General features: G+C 64.8%; 7 protein-coding genes. 6 read left to right on the plus strand and 1 reads right to left on the minus strand.

What is annotated here, in order from left to right; translation table 11 throughout:
* The 5 genes from CWO91_RS41000 to CWO91_RS41020 form a co-directional block, all read left to right on the plus strand.
* The coding region (locus tag CWO91_RS41000; RefSeq protein ID WP_245471538.1) for a methylmalonyl-CoA mutase family protein at nucleotides 1–744 on the plus strand (744 nt) is incomplete at its 5' end.
* Nucleotides 741–1,205: a GFA family protein gene (locus CWO91_RS41005; RefSeq protein WP_130220997.1), complete on the plus strand. Its 465-nt coding sequence runs from the start codon at nucleotides 741–743 to the stop codon at nucleotides 1,203–1,205. The genes CWO91_RS41000 and CWO91_RS41005, both read left to right, overlap by 4 nt.
* Before the next feature lie 23 nt (nucleotides 1,206–1,228).
* Nucleotides 1,229–3,385: a methylmalonyl-CoA mutase gene (gene scpA, locus CWO91_RS41010; RefSeq protein WP_130221001.1), complete on the plus strand. Its 2,157-nt coding sequence runs from the start codon at nucleotides 1,229–1,231 to the stop codon at nucleotides 3,383–3,385.
* 37 nt (nucleotides 3,386–3,422) lie between these two features.
* Entirely contained in the window at nucleotides 3,423–3,719 is a 297-nt protein-coding gene (locus tag CWO91_RS41015) for a nucleotidyltransferase family protein (RefSeq protein ID WP_130220998.1), read from the plus strand.
* 31 nt (nucleotides 3,720–3,750) lie between these two features.
* The gene (locus CWO91_RS41020; protein ID WP_130221002.1) at nucleotides 3,751–4,521 is read left to right on the plus strand and encodes an RsiV family protein; all 771 of its coding nucleotides are present in this window, start codon (nucleotides 3,751–3,753) and stop codon (nucleotides 4,519–4,521) included.
* A 7-nt stretch (nucleotides 4,522–4,528) separates the two neighbouring features.
* Here the strand turns inward: CWO91_RS41020 and CWO91_RS41025 are convergent, their stop codons facing one another.
* Nucleotides 4,529–5,020, minus strand: coding sequence for an SRPBCC family protein (locus CWO91_RS41025; RefSeq protein ID WP_130220999.1), 492 nt, complete (start codon nucleotides 5,018–5,020; stop codon nucleotides 4,529–4,531).
* A gap of 214 nt (nucleotides 5,021–5,234) precedes the next feature.
* Here CWO91_RS41025 and CWO91_RS41030 point away from each other — a divergent pair, with 214 nt between their 5' ends.
* The gene (locus tag CWO91_RS41030; RefSeq protein ID WP_130221000.1) at nucleotides 5,235–6,227 is read left to right on the plus strand and encodes a tripartite tricarboxylate transporter substrate binding protein; all 993 of its coding nucleotides are present in this window, start codon (nucleotides 5,235–5,237) and stop codon (nucleotides 6,225–6,227) included.
* Nucleotides 6,228–6,352 lie beyond the last annotated feature (125 nt).

A 6,352-nucleotide genomic window follows, 5' to 3' on the forward strand; every position in this document is an offset into this window, starting at 1 on the left:
GGCGGCACCGAGACGCTGACGGCGCAGCTCTGCGACGCCGCCTGGGCGCTATTCCAGGAGAGCGAGAAAGCCGGCGGCGCCTTCGCAGCGCTTCAGCAGGGTCTGTTCCAGGGCAAGGTCGCGGCGACGCGAAAAGCGCGTGACGCCAACATCGCAAAGCGCCGCGACGTGCTGACAGGCGCCAGCGAGTTTCCAAATCTGCACGAGAGCGAGACGGTCGTGCTGAGGGCGACGCCTGTCGCGCTTCCGGCTTACGGTGAGCAAAAATACAAATTCGAGGCGCTACCGCCGATCCGGCTGGCGGAACCGTTCGAGGCGCTGCGCGACAAGTCGGATGCCGCGTTGAAGGCGCGTGGCGCGCGGCCAAAAGTGTTCTTGGTCAATCTCGGCACGCCCGCCGATTTCACGGCACGGGCGACCTTTGCCAAGAGCTTCTTCGAAGCCGGCGGCATCCAGGCCGTCGACAGCGAGGGTTTTGCCGATCCGGCCAAGCTCGCGGCCGCCCTCAAGGCCTCCGGCGCCGAACTCGCCTGCCTTTGTTCCAGCGACAAGGTCTATGCGGAACACGCCGAAGCCGCGGCACGGGCCCTGCAAACGGCAGGCGCGCGGCATATCTATCTGGCAGGCTGCCCGACTGATGCCGAGGCGGCGCTGCGCGCGGCCGGCGTCAGCGGTTTCGTCTTCGCCGGCGGCAATGCGCTTGCGACGCTGCAAGACGCCTATCGACGGATGGAACAGGCATGACCGAAACCAGCAAACCCGTTCTCACCGGCGGCTGCCAATGCGGCGCCGTGCGCTTTGGAGTCATGACGGCGCCGACGAGGATCTCGATCTGCCACTGCCGGATGTGCCAGAAGGCTGCCGGCGCGCCATTCGCTTCCTTCGCCGACATCAACAAGATGGACTTTGCCTGGACCAAGGGGCAGCCGTCGTTCTTCCGCTCCTCCTCGATCGCCGAGCGCGGCTTTTGCGCCGCCTGCGGCACGCCGCTGAGCTTTGGCCGCATCGACGGTGACCGGATCGAGATCATGACCGGTACCTTCGACCACCCCGACCGCGTCATCCCGACGCGGCAGTTCGGCACCGAGTCCCGCCTCGGCTGGGTGGTCGGCATCGCCAACCTGCCGAGCCAGACCACGCAACAGAATTACGGACCGGAGAAGATGGCGACCATCGTCAGCCATCAGCATCCGGATCATGATTGAGCGTCTATCATATGGTTGAGACCATGAGCCGCATTCCCAATTTCGCAGACGTCGCCTTCGCGCGCACAACCACCGCCGCGCCCGCCGGCAGCGCCGAGCCGTGGCTGACGCCCGAGGGCATTCTAGTGAAGCCCGCTTATGGCGAGGCAGATGTCGCCGGGCTCGATTTCCTCGAGACTTATCCCGGCATCGCGCCCTATCTGCGTGGTCCCTACCCGACCATGTATGTCAACCAGCCCTGGACCGTCAGGCAATATGCCGGCTTCTCCACGGCGGAGGATTCCAACGCATTCTACCGTCGCAACCTCGCGGCAGGGCAAAAGGGCCTCTCGGTCGCCTTCGACCTCGCCACCCATCGCGGGTATGACAGCGATCATCCGCGCGTCGGCGGCGATGTCGGCATGGCCGGCGTTGCCATCGACTCCATCTACGACATGCGCACGCTGTTCGCGGGGATTCCGCTCGACCAGATGAGCGTGTCCATGACCATGAACGGCGCGGTGCTGCCGATCCTGGCGCTCTATGTCGCGGCCGCCGAGGAACAGGGCGTGCCACCGGAGAAACTCTCAGGGACGATTCAGAACGACATTCTGAAAGAGTTCATGGTGCGCAACACCTACATCTATCCGCCCGCGCCTTCGATGCGGATCATCTCGGACATCTTCGCCTACACCTCGCAGAAGATGCCGAAGTACAACTCTATTTCCATCTCCGGCTATCACATGCAGGAGGCCGGCGCCACACAGGACCTCGAGCTCGCCTATACGCTCGCCGACGGCGTCGAATATCTGCGCGCCGGTCTTGCCGCCGGCCTCGACGTCGACCGCTTCGCGCCGCGCCTGTCGTTCTTCTGGGCGATCGGCATGAACTTCTTCATGGAAGTCGCCAAGCTGCGCGCTGCGCGCCTGCTCTGGGCGAAGCTGCTGAAACCGTTCAATCCGAAAGATCCGCGCTCGCTATCGCTGCGCACGCATAGCCAGACCTCGGGCTGGTCACTGACGGCGCAGGACGTCTTCAACAACGTGATGCGCACGACGGTGGAGGCCATGGCGGCCACCCAAGGCCACACCCAGTCGCTGCACACCAATGCGCTCGACGAGGCCTTGGCGCTGCCGACCGATTTCTCGGCGCGCATCGCCCGCAACACCCAGCTGTTCCTGCAGCAGGAGAGCGGCACCACCCGCATCATCGATCCCTGGGGCGGTTCGTATTATGTCGAGCGGCTGACGCGCGACCTCGCGGCCAAGGCCTGGAGCCACATCCAGGAGGTCGAGGAGCTCGGCGGCATGGCCAAGGCCATCGAGGCCGGCGTGCCGAAACTGCGCATCGAGGAGGCCTCGGCCAAGACGCAGGCCCGTATCGATGCCGGCAAGCAGGCCGTGATCGGCGTCAACAAATACAAGCCGACCGACGAAGCTCCCATCGACATCCTCAAGGTCGACAACACCAATGTTCGCCGCTTGCAGATCGACAAGCTGACGCGGCTGAAATCCGAGCGCAATCAGAAGGACGTCGATGCCGCGCTCGCCGCGCTGACGCGCTCGGCCGGCGAAGGCAACGGCAATCTGCTTGCGCTCGCCATCGACGCGGCGCGGGCCAAGGCGACCGTCGGCGAGATTTCGGAGGCGATGGAGAAGGTGTTCGGCCGACACCGCGCCGAGATCAAGTCCATCACCGGCGTCTACAAGCGGGAGGCGTCCAGCATGGGCAGTCAGGTCGAGAAGGTTCAGGCGCTGATCGACGCCTTCGAGGAGGCGGAGGGCCGCCGCCCGCGCATCCTCGTCGCCAAGATCGGCCAGGACGGCCACGACCGCGGCCAGAAGGTGATTGCGTCAGCCTTCGCCGACATCGGCTTCGACGTCGACATCGGGCCGCTGTTCGCCACGGCGGATGAAGCCGCGCGGCAAGCGGTCGAGAACGACGTGCATATCCTCGGCGTCTCCTCACTCGCCGCCGCCCATCTTACCGCCGTGCCCGAGCTGAAGGCGGCGCTGAAGAAGCAGGGCCGCGACGACATCATGATCATCGTCGGCGGCGTGGTGCCGCCGCAGGATTACGACGCGCTCTATGCCGCCGGCGCCGAAGCCATCTTCCCGCCCGGCACCGTGATCGCGGACGCAGCCGAGGAGCTGATCCGCAAGCTGAACGCCCGGCTCGGGCATAGCGAGGCGGCGGAGTAGATGATAGACTGGCCGTGTGACCGGCCAGGTTGTGTCCATGACACGTGACGAAATCATCGCTGCGATACGTAAGAATGCGGATGCCATCAAAGGCAAGGGCGTATCGAAGCTTGCCATCTTCGGCTCGCGCGCCCGCGACGACTATCGCCCTGACAGCGACATCGATGTCCTCGTCGAGATCAGGCCGGATACCTCTTTTTCACTACTCAACCTGATCGACGTCGAACACATCATCGAAGATGCGACCGGCTTGCAGGCACAGGCAACTGTTCGCCGTTCCATCTCCCCCCGGTTTGCGCCGCACAGCGCAGACGACATTGTCGAAATATTCTGACGCTCACGCAGGAGCACTGTCCTTGAAATTCATGACCAGCTTGAGCGTCGCCCTGGCGCTGAGCGCAACGTGCGTGTTTTCCACCCTCGCAGCCGACCCCAAGCCCGACGCCGTCATCAAGACCAAGAGCATCGAGGCGCGAATCTTCCTCGACGACAAGATCAAGGCCGATACGGCGCTGGCAGCCGATTGCCTGGCCGAGGGCAAGAAATGGCTCGACAAGAACGCGGCCGAAGCCGCTGCCTCGCGCAAGGAGGATCCGCAGTTCTTCAAGGACGGCGGCTGGGATTTTGAGCGCAGATACATGATCCGCTCGGTGATTGCCGATCGCTACGTCAGCGTCCTGCGCAACGACTACATGGACACGCACGGTGCCCATCCGAACTCGGACGTAAACACGATCCTGTGGGACAAGACCGAGAACAAGCGCATCTCGATCCGCCCGTTCTTCGCCGAGACCGCCGACAACGGGGCGACCATGAAGGCGATGGTGAAGGCCGTGCTCGTCTCGCTGAAAGCCGAAAAGAAGAAGCGCGACACCAGCGAGACCGCGACCGACGAGTGGTTCAAGGGCGTCGCGCCGAGCCTGCTCAGGATCGGCGCAGTGACGCTCGCGCCCTCGACCGAAGCGGGCAAGAGCTCCGGCCTCACTTTCCATTACCCGCCCTATGCGGTCGGCCCCTACGCCGAGGGCGAATATGTCGCGTTCGTGCCGTGGGAAACGCTGAAACCCTATCTCACGGTGGAAGGCACACGCATCTTCGGCGGCGCACGGCCGAAGGGCGACGCGGACGCGCAGTAAGCGGTCGCTAACTGGAGCGCGGACGGGCCCGAGCCAAGGTTCGCGCAAGCGAATCCGTCCAATCGGGGATCCAGGAGCCAAACAGGGCTTGCCAGCGATCGGCATCCGCAGGCTCCGTATCGAGGGCGACCGACCATTCGATGAGAGTGCGGTCGCCTTCGATGATCGGGCGCAGATGCATGGTGCCCTGGTAGCGCGTCGGCGCTGGCGCTTGGCTCTCCCCTTTGCTCCCGTCATCTTGCGGATATGGCAGCGCTTCGAGACCGGCATAGGTCAGGGTGTGCTGCCGGTCCGACTGATCGACCAAGCGCTGGCGGATCCAGTTTCCGAGGTAGCAGAAGCGCCTGATGGCGCCGACTTCGTCGCCGCGCTTGTCGTCTTCGATCACGCTCTCGCTCACCCCGTCGATGTAAGCGGGATAGTTGTTGAAATCGCGGATCAGCGACCAGACTTCGTCCAGCGGGTGGTCCAGCACGGCGCTGTAATAGGCTTGGGTCATGGCTTGCCTTTGGCTTGCGTTACGCGCTGAGGTTGGCGACTTGCGCAGGCAAAACCCACCCGATTTCCGACTGCCCTTTCCGATGGGCCTCCAGCTTTCACACAACACTGCGATCTCATTGGTAGCGCTACCTTGCAGCGGCGCCGCAAAGCCGACTAGAATGCCGCCGTTGACAAGAGCGCCCGACGTCACGGGCGCCGCTGGGAGGCATTCAATGTCCAAGATTTCGCGCCGCACCTTTGCGGCTTCATCCGCCGCCGTTGCGGCATCCGCCGCTTTCGGCTTCAAGCCCGCACGCGCGCAAACCTATCCGGCGCGGCCGGTCACCGTGATCGTGCCCTGGGGCGCTGGCGGTGGCACCGACGCGACCGCACGCATCGTCGCGGCGCTGCTCGAGAAGGATCTCGGCCAGCCCTTCAACGTGGTCAACCGCACCGGCGGCTCCGGCGTCGTCGGCCATAGCGCGATCGCAACCGCACAGCCCGACGGCTACACCATCGGGATGCTGACGGTCGAAATCTCGATGATGCACTGGCAGGGCCTCACCGACCTGACGCCAAAGAGCTACACGCCGCTGGCGCTGATGAACGAGGATCCGCCCGGCATTCAGGTCTCCTCCTCCTCGCCGTACAAGACGGTCAAGGAGCTCGCCGAGGCGATCAAGGCGGCGCCCCCGGGCAAATTCAAGGCTTCGGGTACCGGCCAGGGCGGCATCTGGCATCTGGCGCTGGTCGGCTGGATGCAGGCGATGGGCCTGCCCGCCAACCAGGTCGCCTGGGTGCCCTCCAACGGCGCGGCGCCCGCTATGCAGGATCTCGCCGCCGGCGGCCTCGACCTCACCACCTGCTCGGTGCCGGAAGCGCGCGCCATTATCGAGGCCGGCAAGGCCAGGAGCCTCGCCATCATGGCACCGGCGCGCAACCCGATCTTCAAGGACGTGCCGACGCTGAAGGAGGCGATGGGCATCGATTACGCGACCGGCGCCTGGCGCGGCATCGGCGCACCCAAGAACCTGCCGCCGGAGATCGCAACGAAGCTCACCGCGGCGCTGAAGAAGGTCTACGACTCCGCCGAGTTCAAGGACTTCATGAGCAATCGCGGCTTCGGCACCGTGTGGGGCGATGCCGCCCATTTCGCCGGCTTCATGGACAAGGGCGACGCCCAGATGGGCGAAGCGATGAAGGCGGCCGGCCTGAGCAAGGCGTGACCTGGTACTGCGACGCTCTGATCGCCTCTCCCTGCCTGCGGGGAGAGGCTGGAATTCGCGCAAAGCGCGGATTCCGGGTGAGGGGGACTCTCCACGAATCCAACTCTCACCGACCTCGCGGAGAG

This window comes from Bradyrhizobium genosp. SA-3, assembly GCF_004212635.1.
Classification (GTDB): Bacteria; Pseudomonadota; Alphaproteobacteria; order Rhizobiales; family Xanthobacteraceae; genus Bradyrhizobium.